Origin of the sequence: Litoreibacter roseus (genome assembly GCF_009811795.1) — a bacterium.
In the GTDB taxonomy this organism is placed as follows: Bacteria; Pseudomonadota; Alphaproteobacteria; order Rhodobacterales; family Rhodobacteraceae; genus Litoreibacter; species Litoreibacter roseus.
Window position 1 is genome coordinate 1 of the sequence record NZ_BLJE01000005.1, and the last position, 15,627, is coordinate 15,627.

Below are 15,627 nucleotides of genomic sequence, written 5' to 3' on the forward strand. Positions count from 1 at the left end.
GTCTGGGTTCCATCGCCATGTGGGAAACATATGCGAAGCTGCGCAATAGGGATACAGACCGATGTTCGATGAATGCCGAACGATTCCCGACATTCGACGCAAATGCGAGATGCGGAAAATTGGGCTCCTTGCGGTCATCGCAGCCGATCCAGCATCTTCACTTGGTAGGGCCCGATCACGGGGGATCCGGCCCATTGCTGACATCGACCACCAACACCAACGCTGCAGTGCGGCTTCTCCGAAGCAGACATTCAACGACTAGGAGGCGAGTGATCAGAATACAAAAGGTCTGAAGTCGTCCGTAGACGCTTGTTGTGAGTATTCACGGACTACCGACGCATTAGGCGTTTCAAGTCCAATGAGACGCCAAAGAAACCGGGTTTGATTTCCAATGCGTCCGAGAACCTAGCAATGAAACCATCACCTTTTTCGATCGGATCTTCCGCAGGATTGTGTCTACGGATTTGATCGACGACTATAGTTCGAATTTTTGCTACAACCTCAAGGGCTTCTTCTTCATTTCGATCTTTGATCGAAAAGAAGACGACCGTGTCATTGGAGGGATCAACTTCTGTTAGCGGGACATACGTAACAAGAAACCCCGGAAGCTTGCCGTGGCAATACTGCCAGACTGGGGGCAACGCTCTGACTTCAGATGCTATGTCTCCCGCGAACCTCTCGTTAGGACGAAACAGGTCAATTTCGTTCATATAGTCTGCGCCTAAATCGTCTAGGGCATGCTGTACCCTTTCGGTCAGCGTCTTTTGATCAAAGGCATAATCCTCGAAAAGGTAGTATACAAACAGCCCACTGTCGCCGTGTCTGCCCAAATATGTTTGTGTGATATGCATTCTGTACCCAGGGCTAGAAACTCAAACTGTAGAAACACTAGTTAGTTTGAACTGGAAAACCAACGGCCCATAGGAGACATTCATCGTGCGCTCCCGTCGCCGCACTGCGGCCAGTCGAACCTGCCATTCGCTGCAGATGCGAAAACTGGGTGAGGCCGAACTAACAGATCCGGGACAAAACGCCAATTCGCTGCGGCTGCGCCAATGCCTGCTTTCTGACAAGGACTAGTTTGAGTAGAAGTGCCTAGACTGATTAATCGGATAGCCAAATCATGAAGCCGCTCTTTCCATTTTTACTGCTCTTGGCGTCACCTGCTGCTGCGGATGATAGGGCACAGCTCATTCAGGTTTTGGAAAGTTCGGGAACCCATCTCTTTGAAGACGAGAGACGTGAAGCCCATGTGAATGGATGTCAGATGACGACATATCGTTGGCGAGAACTAGCTGATCATGGCTGGGTGCTTTGGACATCATTCCAGTTTGATATGGCTGACGCCCAACTGGATGAAGATAAGCGGTTTTTAGGAAAGAAGTACGCATATGCAAAACTTAGCGATGGCCCGCCTGAGATAGGCCTCGCTGTCTACGGTTTTTCGATGCAAGAAGGAACGCTGGCAAGGCAAGAGCGCTCAATCTTAAGAGAACCATCAAGGGACACGGAACCCTCTCCAAGAGGCGATGGTAACAGCCATTACTTTGAATGGCGGGAAAGCATGCTTGTTAGCATGAAGGGGCCCGATGTCGACGCAAAGGCAATCAGCTTCACTTCCACCTATGATGTGTATGTGAAAGAGTACTGCACTTTCTCAAGCTGACGTTCACGAACAGTGCAGCATAGGTCTTCTTGGGTTCAAAACGGCCATCGGAGCAAGCGCAGCATATGATAGCTGGACCTACTCGCTTCGGGTAAGGACGGCCCAGAGCTGCCGTCCAACGACGACCACGGTTTCTGCAATCGCACCCCGCTTTCCGGCCATTCGCTGCATGAGCAAAACTGGTGGATGGATGAACTCACAGTCGCGGACGAAGCTGACTTCGAAATCGAGTTGTGTCATCAAAGTAGGATGGACAGATCAACAATAGATAAATGCGACGAGTGCGGAACATCCTTTTTACGTACGCAATCCGCGATGGAAAAAATTTGTAATGAATGCGCGCACATGATCTACGGGTACCCAAGGTGTAACCACGAGTTCGAAAACGGTCACTGCGCTCGTTGCGGCTGGGATGGAAGTCGTTCCGATTATGTCAACAGCCTGCTTAACAGGAAGAGTAGGTGACACGATGGGCTCTTCGCTGCCGTTGGGGCTGGCGCAGCATCAGCGCAGTAGCTACCGAAAACCCCGATGAGTACGGCCCGAACCGGACCTTGACCATGCAACCGACACGCTGCGGTGCGGCCCGTCGAAGGAGACGTTCGCTGCGAACGCAAAATCAGTGCGCAGTCCAACTCACAGTCCGCGGGACAATGTGGTCTTTCGCTGCGCCGTCCCGCGATGGCCCCGTTCTTGCAGGGCATCACCTTCGAGGACGTTCCAGCCGAGTTTCGTCCGATGGTAGAGCCGAGACCGACCCTCTCAGTGCAGGTTCAGCCCGTCGAAGAGCCGTAATCTCGAGAAAAACGATCGTTACTCCGCGTCGATCATGGCTTGTCGGCTCCCGCCCTGGGTCGCGATCATCCAGCCGGGGTATTCGGATGTCAGAGCGCTCGCGGCGTCTAAGGCGTCCAGATCGTCCTGTTCGAGGATCACCTCCGTTGCGCCGATATTGTCCTGGAGTTGATCGATCCGCTTCGCGCCGACCAGCACGCTCGTGACGGCCTTCTGGTGGAGGAGCCATGCCAGAGCCGCTTGAGCGACCGTGCAATCGCGGCGGCGGGCCACCACGTCCAGGACATCGATAATGCCATACGCGCGGTCCTTGTCGACGGGCGGGAAGTCGAAGCTTGCGCAGCGCCCCTCGGCCACCCCGCCGTCGCGCCGGAACTTGCCCGACAGGAAGCCGCCGGCCAGCGGGCTCCACACCATCAGGCCGATCTTCTCCGCGCGCAGCATCGGCACGATCTCCCGCTCAAGGTCGCGACCGGCGAGGCTGTAATAGGCCTGCAGCGAGACGATGGGCGCGAGGCGGCGCGCCTCCGCGAGGCCGAGATAGCGGACATCGCCCCGGTGGACGAGCGTGTCGAGCGCCTCCAGCGTCTCGAGGATCGGCGTCGCGGGGTCGAAGCCATGGATCTGGTAGAGGTCGATATGATCGATCCCAAGGCGCCGCAGGCTCGCCTCGACCTGTGTCATGATGTGCCCACGCGAGGCGCCGCGCGCGTTCGGGCCGTCGCCCATGGGGCCGTGAACCTTGGTGGCGATCACCACGTCGTCGCGGGCCACGTTCAGGTTGCGAAGCGCCTGGCCGACAATCTCCTCGCTGCGGCCTTCGGCGTAAACGTTGGCGGTGTCGATGAAGGTGATCCCCGCATCGAGCGCGGTGCCGACGATGGCGTCGGCCTCCGCCTGCCCGAGGCGGCCGGAATGGCCGAGACGGCGATAACGCATGGGGTTTTCCTTTCGGGGGCTCGGCGCGCCGACCGATCCGGTCGGCGCGCGAAGAAGTGCAAGGCGGTTCGATGGCGCGATCAGGCGAGGCTGCGTGCCGCGTCCCCGTAGCTGACGTCCATGACTTCGCCGGTCATCTGGCTGGTGGCCTCGCCGGTGAAGAACATCACGGCCTTGGCGATGTCCTCGGGCTCGTGGTGCCCGATCCCCAGCGTGCTCCCCGACGCGATCGCCGCCGACACGTCGTCGAAGGTCGGGTTCGCCGCATCGGGCAGGATCGCACCCAGCACCACCGCGTTGTCGGCGAAGGGCGTGCGCACGAGGCCCGGCGCCACGACGTTGCACAGGATGCCGTCGCGCCCGTAGGCGAGCGCCGCGGTCTTGGCGAAACCGTTCACCGCCCACTTCGTCGCGCCGTAGCTGCCGAAGATGCCATTGCCCGTGCGCGAGAGCCCCGAGGAGATGTAGATGATCCGTCCGCCCCCGGCGTTGCGCAGATGCGGAACGGCGGCTTGAGTTGTCTTATAGTAGCCCCCGACATTGGTTTCGTAGAGGATCGAGATCTCGTCGGCCGTGACGCTCTCGACGGGTCCCGCATGGCCGACGCCCGCATTGGCCAGCACGATGTCGAGGCTGCCGAAACGGTCGACGGCCTGCTGCATCGCGTCCTGCTGGTCGCTGAGGCTGCGCACATCGCCCTGGTAGGTCATGCACTGCGCGCCGAGCGCCTCGATCCGGGCTTGCGCGGCCTCGAGGTCCGCGGGGCTGGACAGTGCATAGGCGACGGGGGGCAGGCTCGGGGTCGCGATGTCGAACAGCACGATGTTCGCGCCCGCCTTCGCCATCTCCTCGGCGGAGGCGAGGCCGATGCCCCGCGCGCCGCCGGTGATAAAGGCGGTTTTGCCGGTCAGCTCGCCTGTGGGCGCGGCTTGGGCATTGGCTGCGCGGGCGCCGATCATGGCGGCTGTAGCGGCGCCGAGCGCGCCGCCCATGGCCAGGCGGCGGGAGGGATCGGTGGGGCGGTCGAAGTTAGTGTCGGTGTCGTGTGTCATTGGTCTCTCCTTTCGAGATATGGCGTGTTCGTCGAAACAGCGTCGAACACGTCGATTGGTGAAGATAAGCCGTATTCGAAGCCCTGCTTTTCACTGGAGTACGGAAAGCTGGCACCAAAGATCGAGTCGGCGCGTGGAGGGTGCCAACTCCACGCACCATCACCGCCTAGTCGTCGTCGCTTAAGCGGGCGAACTTCATCCAGGTCAGCTCTGCCGTCGTGTGGGTCAGCGTGTCGACCCGCAGCATGGTGGCGAACTGCAGGTGACCGACGCCCGGCGTGTTGCGGGTCGGCACAATCGCGTCGCTGCCACCGGTCAGCCGGTTCACGGTCACGCTTTAGCTGGCCGGTTCGACACCGAGCTGGGCGGCGAGCTGGTCGCTGGCGAGCGCCGGGGCGGCGATGAAAGCGGCAACAGCGGCGGGGAGGAGGATCTTGAACATGGGTTTGGGTCCTTTCTGAGGGGGTTGGGTGAGGTCAGTTGGTTGCGTCGGCCCAGGCCGCGGCCTCGTAGGCGGCGAGCATTTCGGGCGTGGCTATGGTGTTCTGCTGCGGGGCAAGCCGGACCTCCGGCGAAAGGCTGCTGCCGAGGGCGATGGAGAGGGCGGCGATCTTCAGCATGACTGGCTCCTTTGAGTGATCTTGGGTCTTTCGTCTGGGATGATCGAAAGATAGAGCTTGCCAAATGTGTCGAGTAGACCCTAGTCATGCACTTATTAATTGCGCTATATGCAATTTATGGCGGACCCCAATGTCGAGCTCTTTCTCCGCGTGGTCGAGACCGGAAGCCTCAAGGCCGCGGCGGCCGAGGTGAAGGCGGACCCGTCCTCCGTCACGCGACGGATCGCCAAGTTGGAGGAACGGTTGGGTGCGAAGCTGCTGATCCGCTCGACCCGCCGGTCGCGGCCCACCGAGGCGGGGCAGGCCTATTACGACGGGGTGCGGCGCATCGTGGCCGAGCAGGCCGCGCTCGAGGCCGAGATCGCAGGGCTTGCCGATACGCCGCGGGGCGTCTTGCGGGTGACGGCGCCGGTCGATTTCGGCGCGCGGTTCGTGACACCGGTGGTCGACCACCTTTTGTCAAAGCACCCGGACCTCTCGGTCGAACTCAACCTCGGGAGCGAGTTCGCCGACCTACGCGAGTCGAACGTGGACGTGGCGGTGCGGATCGGCACGCTCTCGGACAGCGCGCTGATCGCCCGCCGGTTCGGGGATGTGCCGCGCGCCATCGTCGTTGCCCCCTCCTATTTCGAGCGGCACGACCGGCCCGAACGGCCCGAGGTCCTCGCCAAGCACTCGTTCATCTTCTACCGCCCCGCGCCAGAGATGAGGCTGCATCTCGTCCGCGGGGAGGAGCGGGTCTCAGTCGCGGTCGACCGGTCCCGGATCGCCGTCAACAGCATGGCAGCAATTCGGGAGCTCATGTTCTCAGGGCAAGGGATGGCGCTGTCGCCGCTCTGGGCCTGCGAGGACGCATTGGCAGACGGCCGGGTCGTGCGGGTTCTTGAGGACTGGCAGAGCCCGGCCTTTCCGCTGCATGGCGTGTTCCTGCCAGGCCCCTTCCGCCCGGCGAAGCTGCGCGTCTTCCTCGACGCGATGGCAGCGCAGGCCAAGGCGGAACCGTCGCTAGCCGCCACGTGAGATTGGAGAGCTCCTTAAGCACGAAGCTCGGTAATCCGTCCCAGCAAACGCGTGCGAACTTTCCGAAAAAGGTCGGTCAAGTCATCACCCGATGTTCAGAGTGCCGCCTTGCGGGTGCCGTCGTGCGGTGCTCGGCGACGTTCCCGCCGGGTCTCATCGCTTAACTTGCCGTAAACCGGACCTTACGAAGCAAATCCCCACCGTCAGCGAACCAACACGGGTGAGACGTTCCAATTCGGTGGTATGCTGCTATCGCCCGTCTGGACGAAACGACGTTCCATCCCGATAGTGTTCTCAGGCCTCATCTTTCCGCCGAGTCTTCGCCGAGATATGCAAGCTCTCGGTGGATGTCGTCTCTAGGAAGAAATAAGGCGAGGGCGAGCGCCGTCTCCATCGAATTTGCGCATGCGTGTTGGATGCTCCGCAATACTTCAGGGTGCCAGAGCCTCCGCTGCTGTCGATCGCAGGTCCGTCCGTCATCGCATCGTCTTCGGGCTGACCCCGTATTCGAGGCTCACCCGACACCACTTCGGGTGGGCCTCACTAAATCACTTCTAAGACGACCGAAGTCTACGGCCCTTACCAGCCATTCATCGCGTCAGACTGCGCCGCAGTGCAGCTTCACCGAACCGGCCATTCGCTGCAGTAGCAAACGTCGACATCAGCCGAACTCACCAAAGGCGGACGAAGCGGACACTGCTCCAACGCCTACAAATGTCAGCTTTTGGTTTGCATCGACCAGTCGAGTGCTTTGACCTCAAGCGCCTCGTCTCTGAAGTAGAAATGGAAGTGCCTAGCACCTAAGCCGTTCATTGCGATCCAAGGAGTTGCGTCCAGATCATCACGAGTATTGCCCGAAATTTCGTAAAACTCGCCCCAAGCCGGTGCGAGACCACTGAAACGACACCGTCCATCATACCAGCCGTGGTCGTTTACGCTTGTAATGCGGTATCTTTCGCAGTTTTCAAACCGGACCAAGATAAACGAGACACGCTCGAACTCGGGATAAAGCAATGCGTTGGGTCTAAAGCGAGCGACGAGCGAAGTATCGTCATGCTCGACTCGGAGATCAGGTGCGTTTGGTTCGGCATTCCAGTCAGCGTTGAGTTGGGTGAATTTTAGCATCTTTAACTTGTCTCACGCGATATCCTCAGGAACTGGATAGCAGACCTTTGTGCAAAGCGCAGCATCCGGTAATTTGGGCTCTCTGCGGTCGTTAGATCCGTTGCAGCATTTTGGCAATCCGCAGCCTGCACCCTCGGCAAGGACGGCCCAAACCGGTCACTCGAGACCAACCAGACTTTCTGCGCCTGCAAGTCCGCATAACCGACATTCGCTGCTGGAGCGAAATTCGTGGGTACTTCAAGGTCGGGACCCGCGGATTTTCTGCCGTTCGTCTTGAGGCTACGAAGGTCTGCTACGGGTTCTATCGCGACGCTGTCATTTCACGCCAACGTGTCGCCTGTTCCGGCTATCAACCGACGTAACATCGATGCGAACTGGTCCATCTCCTCGTCTTCGCAACGGTCGCCGAACAGATAACCTGCTCGCTTTGAGAACGTGGAAAGCGCTTCAGACAGTTTTGCGCGCCCAGCATTCGTCGCCACGACGAAGACCAGCCGTGCGTCGCGCTCGTCAACCTCGCGGTCAAGGAGGCCAATTTTCTCCATCGGCGCGGCCATTCGCGTGATCGTGGATGCGCTGACATGCATCCGTCTCGCCAACTCAACTCTGGGCAGTCTATTGGCCGCCGAACGCTCAAGATGAAGCAGTAGGAGAAACTCGTTTACGGATATTCCGTGAACCGCGGAAAATTCTCCACTTAGCCCGGCCCGGAAATCGTCAGCGACTTGAAGCAGGCGCAGTGCGTTGGTTGTATGCAAATCAGTCATATGAGATATCTATTGCGAATCGCTTGCGTACGCAAGCATATTGCAAGATATAGCGCCAACTTGTTCGCACCAAGGAAACACCAGCCATGGACTTCGAAACGCTGTTCTCAATCGCCGGTCTTATCGCAATGGTCGGCTGGCTATGTTTGATCTTCTCACCACTCATCCCGACATGGGCGGACTGGATCGCAGGAATGATCTTGCCGATTATCCTATCCTTGGGCTACGTTATCCTTCTCGTCATACCGTCCTCTGACAGTGCCGGTGGCTTCGGAACACTGGCCGATGTGATGGTACTTTTCTCATATGAACAAGCCGCACTTGCCGGTTGGGTTCACTTTCTCGCTTTTGATCTCTTCATTGGCGCATGGGCCTGTCGCACCGCGCGCGCAGAAGGAGTGAGCTTCTGGCTCGTTGCTCCGTGCCTGCCCATGGTCTTTCTGTTTGGGCCCGCGGGCCTCCTCGCTTTTCAAGCTATCCGTGCCTTTCGCAACAGAACCGCCTAGGCGACAATTCCGCGTAAGCAAATGTTCGTGCGTCGCGCAGCATCAGTTACCTGGGCTCATAGCCGCCGTTGGAGGCGTCACGGCATCTGCCGTTGCATCGCGAGAGCGGCTTTCGAGGACGGCCCATAGGAGACATCCAACACGTTGTTCCGATGCTGCAGTCGCAGTCCGCATAGCGGACATTTGCTGCACCAGCATATCGCTACTCCTGTCAGATGACTGGTGCGCGGGACAAAGCAAACCCGACTTTCGCCGCAGCAGCGCCGACGTCTGCTTTCGAGAAACTTGGCCGCTCACAAACGGTCGTTTTTGTCACAGGCGGTGCTGATGCCGGAATCGTTGAAAAATCTTGTGCCACAAACCCTTGGCAAAACCGCCTTTGATTTTGTCACGTTTCTGGCAGGAGCCAAGGAGCGGACATTTGTGCACAATGCAGCATCTTACAATAAGGGCTCAATCCTGCCGTTAGCCGCTTCGCGACATTACCGCAGATTGGCCGCGATCCGACCGCCAAGGACGGCCCAGAGCCGACCTTCGACACGTAGTGGCGATGCTGAAATAGCAGCCCGCTTACCAGACATTCGCTGCAGGTGCATGATCGCCTGCCGGTCGAACGCACGATGCGGACAATCCTGCCGTTGGTTAATTTCGCGAAAGCTTCGCCTGAAGCCGTTTCAGCATGTTTTTTACAATCAACCGATGAGCAATTCCGACGGGTAACATGTACCCTTTACCGAATAGATTGTGCACTTGGACTGATGAAGTAATGGAAAGCTCTTTGCCCTGAGTACTAACGCATGTCATCACGTCAAGATGGCGATCCCGCTCAGTCAACACCAATGTGCTGTCATCGGTATATTCAACTAGAAAGAAATCCAAATAATCGCCAACTGAAACAGTATCTTCACGCGCGCCAGAGAAGCCGCCGATCGACTTCACGCCAAATCTGACCGACACCGCATCCCGTATTTTGAACGCGATATTGAGCAATGGTTGCGGATCTTCCATTATCAGATTCCACGCTTGCAACGAAGACAGGTGCTCCGCCAGGCTAACGCTCTGTTTGTCAAAGTAATTGAGGGTCGCAACCGGTGCCAAAACTCGGACTGGGCTGCCATCTAATGTGATCATATTCGCAGGATAGCTGCACTGCAGCATAAGTCAATTCGGGCTCCAAGCCGCCCTCGGATGCGGCGCAGCATCAGCAAGATGGGTGCTGCCAGTCAAGCTGCTGTCGGCCCAAACCAGACCTTCAACAGAGTTCTTGATGCCGCACTGCAGCTTCCCCGAAGCGGACATTGACCGCTAAACCTGCTGGAGCTCCGATCAACGAACCTCTAAGCCAAGAACGATGTGACCAAGTCATGCCGGAAGAGCCGCTCCGAGGCGGCACTTACCTTGGGCTCATGTGCAGTAACTCTGACAGCCAGGCACCCTCATCCAATTTCGGACGCTAGGCGATGTCGTAGGTAACCGGGAAATGATCAGAAGCATCCAAGAGAACTTGCTTGTGCGGTCTTGCTGCGTCCAACTGAAAAGGATTCCAAACAAGCGCGCCGTCTCCATTGGATGGCGCGATACCCGCTGAAACGATGATATGGTCAATGAGAGCGTTAACTTTGTCACCGGTGAAGCTGTCAGTAAACCTAGCGGTCGAGGGTTCCCAGCCGTAACGGCCAAACTTTGGTCGTCCGATCGGATACCGCAGCATTCCGTCCAGATCGAAAACATCGCCAAGGATCAGTTCAACAGCACTGCGTCCGAACCGACTCTCATAATAGTCAAATCCCGGACCGTCGTTTATGTCGCCCATCACGACAAACGAACGGCCTTCATTCAGCCAATCATCGACACGCAGTCGGATCGATGAGCATTCTGCAAAAAGCTTGCGCCGGTTGCGGTCTGAGGCTCGTTCAAAGTGAACGCGATCCATTGCGCTGAAGATACCTTTTGACTTTGCGTGCGCGACAAGCACCCAGAAGTCCGCGCCGCCATCAGCCCGCGAGACCCTTGCTTCCAACGGCGGGCGATAGTGCTTGTAGAGCTCTTTGATGCCATCCGCATCACTGTCGGCCTGGAAAGCCTCATTGAAAGGCGGATTGGTCTTGTGTCCCGTTCTGCCGCCGGGGTCATGCGCCAACGAACACACGTTTGGATCGAACATCGCCGCAATTTCCTGACGACCTGCGGATGGAAACCCTATCATTGCGTCGGCCTGTCTAAGCCCCTTGGCAGCGGCAAAATTCTTTAGTGCTGCGACCGTGTCCCGCTCACCCGTCGTCGTAGTCGTGTTGGGACCCTCCGTGACGCCGATCAGGTCAGGATCAATCGCTGTGAGGACGGCCGCCACAGCGTCTAGTTTGCTTGTCGCCTCGGGCGTGGTCTTCAGAGAATTATCATCTTCAAAACAGTCATCAAACCACTCGATGTTATAAGACATTATTCGCATCAAATTACTCCAACTCTGACTTTCGACTATTCAATCTTCAGAACGTATCACGTTTACGACGATTTATGAAAATGCAGCGCGTTGTTGGTCAGTCGTGACCTCCCCTCTTAAAAGGCCCTAAGCCGGCCTTGCGCACGGTTGCTGCAACTGCAGCCCGGATAGCCGACATTCGCGGCGCCTGCGCGCTCTGAACGGCGGTCGATGTCTCAAGACTCTACTAAAGCTGCCGTTGACTAAAACTCATCTAGGTAGCTATCCTTTGAAGCATTGATTTAAATCTAATGGTGTTTTGATGTTCGAGCATGGCTATCGTATCGTTTTTGCCGGTGTCTTCGTCTCGTTTGCGACTGGACTGAATGCACAAGATATCGGGCCTTCGGACTACGGAATTGATCTTAACTTACGTAGTGAGTTGCTCAGGCCACAGCAAGCAGTCCCAGCTTTACCGAATGGGTTCGGCGTACGAATTGACAATGACTCTTTGGAACTGATTTCGCCACGCGTGTTGCCTGGGACCATGTTGTCACCAAGCACAACAATAAATGACGACTTTACTTTTGACCTAAGCGATCCACTTCGTGATAATCGACCAGTCACGGAGCTGGACCCGGCATTGCAGGCCCTAATTTTCACGCAAAACCGTGACCTTGAAGGATTGGCAGCAATTGCAGGACAGCAAGAGGTGATCGAGCGGTTTGGATCGGATGCACCGATCGATGACATTTTGCAAGGTTTGGAAGTTACCCAATCGCAACCAATCGCGACATTCACACCTGACGACATGCGTGCAATTATTGCACAACAACCGCAACTCACGGATACCGCACGAGCGATTGTGTGGTCCGAATTTGTCAATCAAAATAGTGGCGGCTATGCGGACATTGGTCTCGCTAATGCAATGGCCTTTGCGCCTGAGCCGGTGAGTGAGAGTTTTGGCATACTGCTAGCGCAATCCGATTCATCTTCGCGTGATGAGCTGATGGTGGAATGGCTGAATGCAAATCCCACCACCTCCGATCCTCGTGCATTGGGGGCACTATACGACAGGTCTTATGAGGGGTTCTCATTGCCTCAAGCCGGCCTGACAGAGCTGACAGTCGAAGAGACGCTCTCTCGTTTGGCACCCCTTGGCATGGACCCATTGGCTGACCATCTTCGTGCCCGTATTGAAAGAGATCAAGGCAATCTCGAAGGGGCTCTTGCTGCATTCAACGAAGCAGTTTCAGACGAAAACTCGCCTGCGTCTGCACTAACGGATTTCGCGAATTTTAGCGCTCAGAATCCGCAATTGCCGGGTGTCCTATCAGATCGGCAAATTGTCAGTACTTACTTGGATGGTTTTGTAGGTGGTGATTTTGAGGCGCTGGAACATCTTAGTTCCTATCCGAACACACCAAATGCTGTGATAATTGCCGCGACTGCTCAAGCATTGGTCCAGGCTGAAACTCCTCAAGAACGGGCAATTGCTGCCCAGCAAGAGCGAAACCTGTGTGCGGCCTATGGCGGTCGAGATGGTGGACCCTGCGAGGCTCCGTCTATGATCTACTTTACCAACCGTGCCGAGATTGCCGGTGAAGGTTATTCCAACGAACCTGCATCGAATGGGAAGGTTCACTTTGGTCATCTGGACGTACCTTTGTTGTCCGAATTGCATCGGCGACGCGATGATCTTGGCAGATGGGGTGCGCGATCATGTGTGACAGAGACTCTGCTGGCACAAGGGGTCTTTGATTGCGATCAAGATATTGCTCGCAATGCGACTGACGCCGGGCCGTTGCAGTTTGATGTTGCCGAAGTTGACGCCTTCACGGAAGTGCTGAAGCCGTCGAGCACTGGCACAACAGAGCAACAAGCTGTGGTATACATTCACGGTTTCAACAACTCACTAGAAGATGCCGCGCGTGACTTCGCCCGCATTATTCTGACTGCGAGGCTTCAAGGGAGCTTTCAGCCAATTCTAGTTAGCTGGCCTTCCCAAGCAACCGCGGTTTTTGACACAAGCGGAAGGCTGAGCTTGCCGGTCAACCAGTATAGGTTGGACCGAAGCCGCGTACGCGACTCCTGTCAGCAGATCAAAGGTGCGTTTTTGGACATTCGCAGTGCGTATGGCGATGAGAACGTACACATCATTGTGCATTCGATGGGTAGCTACATGTTGCACCAAGTGCTCAATGGATGCCCAAATGCAGACGACGCTAACACACAGCTTCAAGGTACCATTGCAAAGAACATCGTTTTTTCAGCTGCGGACCTTGCGAAAAGTGTGTTTGAAGCAGACAGAGAACTGATACTTAATGCTGCAGAACGCGTGACCATCTATGTTGCGCCAAGTGATCCTGTCCTTGAGTTCTCATCATCTTTGGAAAGACTGGAGATCGGCCCTGGGGATGGACCAAGACTTGGCAGCGGATACGATACTCTAGCGAATACGCCCGATGATCGCTTGATGATCGTAAATACGCTTTTTGCTGAATTCGTTGAAACTGCGTCTGGCCCAACCCTGTACAATACTAACCACAGCTATCACATCAACACACCGGCCGTTCGTCGTGATATTTCGATGCTGTTGCGCGGCCATGTTAGAGATCAGGCAGAGAGGTGCCTTGCGCCATCAGATGTTATCTTGGACGGGACAGATGATCATCCAAGTAGCTACTATATTGTTCCAAATTGCCTGTAATGGGAGGTGCGACACCATCTGACTTGAGGTCTATAGAGTATTGTGACCGCTAAGCAGGTATGCCCGACGCTTGACCCCCCTGGCTTCTGTTACCGGCCCATACCCGCCATTGGCCAGGTCCATCTGTCGCCGCGGTGCAGCCCGTCGAACTAGCCGTTCGCTGCACTGCCGAAATCTCGATCAGCTCGAACTCACAGTCAGCGGACTTTGCTGCCATTGGCGGATGCCCCGCAATTGTCCGCTATTTTGTTGTTGCTCTCTAATCTTGACTCATATGCTGTGTCGCGCTTGCCCCTCAATTGGCGGCAAATAGAGAGGGCGAAGATCGCCCAAAAGATTGATCGTATTTGCTTCAAAGACGTCTGAGACTGTATTTCCGCAATTCCAATAAGTTCATTGATCGGCGTATTGCTGGGAAGGCTGGCCAATACCGACATAAGCGCATTGACTTGCGAAACGCGCCCACTGTGGCTCTTCAGATAAAAGCGCAAAGCTTTACGAACCTCACCGATATACCGACCTATTGCACAGTGTCAGGACCCTGTAGATTTCCCTGGAACAAAGACCACTGGCTTTATCTCTGTATCCATCGTCACATCAGGGCTGGACCGTCCATGGGTTCCAATCAGGTAAGACAGAGCCGATGCCTTCGCTTCTGCTGTGCTGGGCATGGTTGCATCCGGATCAAGTGTCACGCCCTGGCTGTCGCAAAGCGCCCGGAACCCGTCCATGAGGCGAGCCGACAGATCGGCCTCGGCCATATCCCGCAGTGCCAGCGTCTTTCCGATCATCCTGTCGATGTCCGCATTGGATGGCCAAGATGCGCTCTGACCGTCGGGCAGCAACTGAACCAATCGGAGGTGGACCCCGCGAATGCTTTCCCACTGCGTCTTCAGATGAAAGAGCTTTTCACTCTGGGGATGGGTGGGCTCAATCCTAGTCGCTTCGGCTGCCGCCCAGAGGTCAAGCGGCATGGGGTCAACATCGGGTCCAAGTGCATCCTGAAGCAAAGCGTAGTGTTTTTCAAACCACGCCATCACGTGCTCGACAGTCACGCCGGGCTTCCTGCTCAGCCGGTTCAGGGCGCGGGCAGCCTTGTTTTGTATCTCGATTTGCGTGTCCGCTTCGGAAAACATGTCTCGCGCAACCTGGTGCTCAGCGCCGGTTGGTTCGGGCTCTCCGATGCCGAGCGACAGAACATGTTCGTAAACATCCTGAAATTCGGTCGTGCGTGGTCTCTGGTCATCGGCGTACAGGACCTGACCGGAGGTGATCAGAACAGTATTTTCAAGGTTCCGTTGGGTGAGATGCCGCTTAGGGTCGACCCCATGCGCTAATGTGTAACCGGCCAGAAGCTGCGCTGTCATACGTTTCGGGATTGAGCGCTGCACATATGCGATGGGTTCCTCGAATGGAAGGACTGGACCATCTTCGTGCCACTCCCAGCGGGGCGATTCCATGCCTTTTTCGATCCATGCGCGCCGCACGCGGTCTCCTTTCTGGCGTAGTTCAAACCCGTGATCCTGCACGCTCTGGTTTTCGATATGCGACCAGATCGTAATACTTTCGAGCGTGGGGTCGAGCACTTCGAGACCGCGTGCCAAAGCGTGCAATGGAGGGCACTCGATCAATGTCAATTCTGGTTTGCCAATGGGGGTGGAAATCAGAAAGCCTGCAGAGAAGTCAAAGTGATCGGCCCGCCCCTGCCGCTCGCGTTGGTAGCGAAGCGGTGCCGCAGTAACGCCACGGGTCAAAATGGCGCCCTGATTTTCAGCACGCAGCAATCCCACACAAAGGGGGAGCACCCTTTCGATGGGTGCCTTTACAATGTGAAACTTGGTGTAATCATCTTTTCGAAAGCACATGCCGCGAAACTTTCCACAATTCGCGCGACGGCGCTAGGCTCGACGAACGCAAGTCGATCCGATTATTCTGAGAGCTGACATTCAAGGGCCTCGCAGCATTCGTCGCTCTGGGCTCTTAGCCGACTTCGGATGCGGCGCGGCAT

15 protein-coding genes are annotated in these 15,627 nt (G+C 56.6%); 4 read left to right on the forward strand and 11 right to left on the reverse strand.

Annotated elements, in window-relative coordinates:
- Window positions 1–329: 329 nt before the first annotated feature.
- Window positions 330–851, reverse strand: coding sequence for a hypothetical protein (locus KIN_RS17815; RefSeq protein WP_159809631.1), 522 nt, complete (start codon window positions 849–851; stop codon window positions 330–332).
- A 272-nt stretch (window positions 852–1,123) separates the two neighbouring features.
- Here KIN_RS17815 and KIN_RS17820 point away from each other — a divergent pair, with 272 nt between their 5' ends.
- Window positions 1,124–1,666, forward strand: a complete 543-nt coding sequence (locus tag KIN_RS17820) for a hypothetical protein (RefSeq protein ID WP_159809633.1) — start codon at window positions 1,124–1,126, stop codon at window positions 1,664–1,666.
- Between the two features lie 78 nt (window positions 1,667–1,744).
- Here KIN_RS17820 and KIN_RS17825 read toward each other — a convergent pair whose 3' ends face one another.
- The 5 genes from KIN_RS17825 to KIN_RS17845 form a co-directional block, all read right to left on the reverse strand.
- The gene (locus KIN_RS17825; protein ID WP_159809652.1) at window positions 1,745–1,906 is read right to left on the reverse strand and encodes a hypothetical protein; all 162 of its coding nucleotides are present in this window, start codon (window positions 1,904–1,906) and stop codon (window positions 1,745–1,747) included.
- 573 nt (window positions 1,907–2,479) lie between these two features.
- Entirely contained in the window at window positions 2,480–3,400 is a 921-nt protein-coding gene (locus KIN_RS17830) for an aldo/keto reductase (protein WP_159809653.1), read from the reverse strand.
- Between the two features lie 80 nt (window positions 3,401–3,480).
- On the reverse strand, window positions 3,481–4,452 hold the full coding sequence (locus KIN_RS17835) for an SDR family NAD(P)-dependent oxidoreductase (protein ID WP_159809654.1): 972 nt from the start codon (window positions 4,450–4,452) through the stop codon (window positions 3,481–3,483).
- A gap of 166 nt (window positions 4,453–4,618) precedes the next feature.
- The gene (locus tag KIN_RS17840) at window positions 4,619–4,780 is read right to left on the reverse strand and encodes a hypothetical protein (protein WP_159809655.1); all 162 of its coding nucleotides are present in this window, start codon (window positions 4,778–4,780) and stop codon (window positions 4,619–4,621) included.
- 148 nt (window positions 4,781–4,928) lie between these two features.
- Entirely contained in the window at window positions 4,929–5,072 is a 144-nt protein-coding gene (locus KIN_RS17845; protein ID WP_159809656.1) for a hypothetical protein, read from the reverse strand.
- Between the two features lie 117 nt (window positions 5,073–5,189).
- Between KIN_RS17845 and KIN_RS17850 the strand changes: the two genes are divergently transcribed.
- A complete protein-coding gene (locus KIN_RS17850; RefSeq protein WP_207710147.1) occupies window positions 5,190–6,092 on the forward strand; it encodes a LysR family transcriptional regulator in 903 nt (300 codons plus the stop codon).
- A gap of 717 nt (window positions 6,093–6,809) precedes the next feature.
- Here the strand turns inward: KIN_RS17850 and KIN_RS17855 are convergent.
- Both KIN_RS17855 and KIN_RS17860 read right to left on the reverse strand, forming a co-directional pair.
- The gene (locus KIN_RS17855; RefSeq protein WP_159806990.1) at window positions 6,810–7,217 is read right to left on the reverse strand and encodes a hypothetical protein; all 408 of its coding nucleotides are present in this window, start codon (window positions 7,215–7,217) and stop codon (window positions 6,810–6,812) included.
- 320 nt (window positions 7,218–7,537) lie between these two features.
- Window positions 7,538–7,984, reverse strand: coding sequence for a MarR family winged helix-turn-helix transcriptional regulator (locus tag KIN_RS17860; RefSeq protein WP_159809657.1), 447 nt, complete (start codon window positions 7,982–7,984; stop codon window positions 7,538–7,540).
- Between the two features lie 86 nt (window positions 7,985–8,070).
- Between KIN_RS17860 and KIN_RS17865 the strand changes: the two genes are divergently transcribed.
- Window positions 8,071–8,490: an ABA4-like family protein gene (locus KIN_RS17865; protein ID WP_159809658.1), complete on the forward strand. Its 420-nt coding sequence runs from the start codon at window positions 8,071–8,073 to the stop codon at window positions 8,488–8,490.
- A gap of 642 nt (window positions 8,491–9,132) precedes the next feature.
- Here KIN_RS17865 and KIN_RS17870 read toward each other — a convergent pair.
- Together KIN_RS17870 and KIN_RS17875 are read right to left on the reverse strand one after the other, a co-directional pair.
- Window positions 9,133–9,621, reverse strand: a complete 489-nt coding sequence (locus KIN_RS17870) for a DUF2867 domain-containing protein (RefSeq protein WP_159809659.1) — start codon at window positions 9,619–9,621, stop codon at window positions 9,133–9,135.
- 322 nt (window positions 9,622–9,943) lie between these two features.
- Window positions 9,944–10,930: an endonuclease/exonuclease/phosphatase family protein gene (locus KIN_RS17875; protein WP_159809660.1), complete on the reverse strand. Its 987-nt coding sequence runs from the start codon at window positions 10,928–10,930 to the stop codon at window positions 9,944–9,946.
- Window positions 10,931–11,231: 301 nt separating this feature from the next.
- Between KIN_RS17875 and KIN_RS17880 the strand changes: the two genes are divergently transcribed.
- Window positions 11,232–13,619: an alpha/beta hydrolase gene (locus KIN_RS17880; RefSeq protein WP_159809661.1), complete on the forward strand. Its 2,388-nt coding sequence runs from the start codon at window positions 11,232–11,234 to the stop codon at window positions 13,617–13,619.
- Between the two features lie 533 nt (window positions 13,620–14,152).
- Here the strand turns inward: KIN_RS17880 and KIN_RS17885 are convergent.
- Complete coding sequence (locus KIN_RS17885; protein ID WP_159809662.1) at window positions 14,153–15,484, reverse strand: hypothetical protein; 1,332 nt, start codon at window positions 15,482–15,484, stop codon at window positions 14,153–14,155.
- Between the last annotated feature and the right edge of the window lie 143 nt (window positions 15,485–15,627).

What these genes read in the sequence shown, in the direction of transcription:
- KIN_RS17815 (WP_159809631.1), bottom strand. Translation starts at nt 851, where the DNA reads ATGCATATCACACAAACATATTTGGGCAGACACGGCGACAGTGGGCTG.
- KIN_RS17820 (WP_159809633.1), top strand. Translation starts at nt 1,124, where the DNA reads ATGAAGCCGCTCTTTCCATTTTTACTGCTCTTGGCGTCACCTGCTGCT.
- KIN_RS17825 (WP_159809652.1), bottom strand. Translation starts at nt 1,906, where the DNA reads ATGACACAACTCGATTTCGAAGTCAGCTTCGTCCGCGACTGTGAGTTC.
- KIN_RS17830 (WP_159809653.1), bottom strand. Translation starts at nt 3,400, where the DNA reads ATGCGTTATCGCCGTCTCGGCCATTCCGGCCGCCTCGGGCAGGCGGAG.
- KIN_RS17835 (WP_159809654.1), bottom strand. Translation starts at nt 4,452, where the DNA reads ATGACACACGACACCGACACTAACTTCGACCGCCCCACCGATCCCTCC.
- KIN_RS17845 (WP_159809656.1), bottom strand. Translation starts at nt 5,072, where the DNA reads ATGCTGAAGATCGCCGCCCTCTCCATCGCCCTCGGCAGCAGCCTTTCG.
- KIN_RS17850 (WP_207710147.1), top strand. Translation starts at nt 5,190, where the DNA reads ATGGCGGACCCCAATGTCGAGCTCTTTCTCCGCGTGGTCGAGACCGGA.
- KIN_RS17855 (WP_159806990.1), bottom strand. Translation starts at nt 7,217, where the DNA reads ATGCTAAAATTCACCCAACTCAACGCTGACTGGAATGCCGAACCAAAC.
- KIN_RS17860 (WP_159809657.1), bottom strand. Translation starts at nt 7,984, where the DNA reads ATGACTGATTTGCATACAACCAACGCACTGCGCCTGCTTCAAGTCGCT.
- KIN_RS17865 (WP_159809658.1), top strand. Translation starts at nt 8,071, where the DNA reads ATGGACTTCGAAACGCTGTTCTCAATCGCCGGTCTTATCGCAATGGTC.
- KIN_RS17870 (WP_159809659.1), bottom strand. Translation starts at nt 9,621, where the DNA reads ATGATCACATTAGATGGCAGCCCAGTCCGAGTTTTGGCACCGGTTGCG.
- KIN_RS17875 (WP_159809660.1), bottom strand. Translation starts at nt 10,930, where the DNA reads ATGTCTTATAACATCGAGTGGTTTGATGACTGTTTTGAAGATGATAAT.
- KIN_RS17880 (WP_159809661.1), top strand. Translation starts at nt 11,232, where the DNA reads ATGTTCGAGCATGGCTATCGTATCGTTTTTGCCGGTGTCTTCGTCTCG.
- KIN_RS17885 (WP_159809662.1), bottom strand. Translation starts at nt 15,484, where the DNA reads ATGTGCTTTCGAAAAGATGATTACACCAAGTTTCACATTGTAAAGGCA.